The following is a 673-nucleotide window of genomic DNA, read 5'->3' as shown; positions in this document are numbered from 1 at the left end:
TCCGCTTCGCGGCATACCGCTTCAATATCCCGAGTACGGGAATGGACAACAGTAACCGTACAGTTCGCTTGCAGCAGCAACTGAGCCATTGGCTTACCGACAATATTGGAGCGGCCAACTACCACCGCATGCAGACCACTCAGGTCGTCATGCACCTGTTGCAACATCAGCATACAACCCAATGGGGTGCAGGGGATCAATTCACCAGTACCGGATGCTAACGCCCCGACATTCAAAGGGTGAAAACCATCGACATCTTTTTCCACTGCGATCAGGCGGATAATTTCCGGCTCACTTAAATGAGCCGGCAGCGGCAACTGCACCAGAACACCATGGATTTCAGGGTCTTGGTTAAGTGTTTCAATCAAGCTATTAAGCTCTTGCTGAGTGGTCTCTTTCGGCAGGCGATGCTCGATTGAGCGCATGCCGGCGGCAGTCGCCTGTCGCACTTTATTCCTGACATAAACCTGGCTGGCCGGGTCTTCACCCACCAGCACAACCGCTAAACCGGGCAACAGACCAAACTCCGCTGCAAACTGGCTAGTCTCTTCTGCCAACGATGCCACCACAGCATCAGATAGTTGCTTACCATCGATTAACTGAGCCATTAGCCTTCCTATTTAAAAATAACTGTTTTATTGCCATCCAAAAAGACCCGCTGCTCGGTATGCAA

The 673-nt window shown here is 51.4% G+C and carries 1 protein-coding gene; it reads right to left on the bottom strand.

Features of this window, described 5'->3' with window-relative positions:
* The coding region (locus Q4488_RS18790) for a bifunctional 5,10-methylenetetrahydrofolate dehydrogenase/5,10-methenyltetrahydrofolate cyclohydrolase (RefSeq protein WP_303582137.1) at positions 1-608 on the bottom strand (608 nt) is incomplete at its 3' end.
* Between the last annotated feature and the right edge of the window lie 65 nt (positions 609-673).

The organism is Amphritea sp. 1_MG-2023 (assembly GCF_030547545.1).
GTDB lineage: Bacteria > Pseudomonadota > Gammaproteobacteria > Pseudomonadales > Balneatricaceae > Amphritea.
Note: the sequence above shows the minus strand (reverse complement) of the source record. Positions and strands in the feature narration are given on the sequence as shown.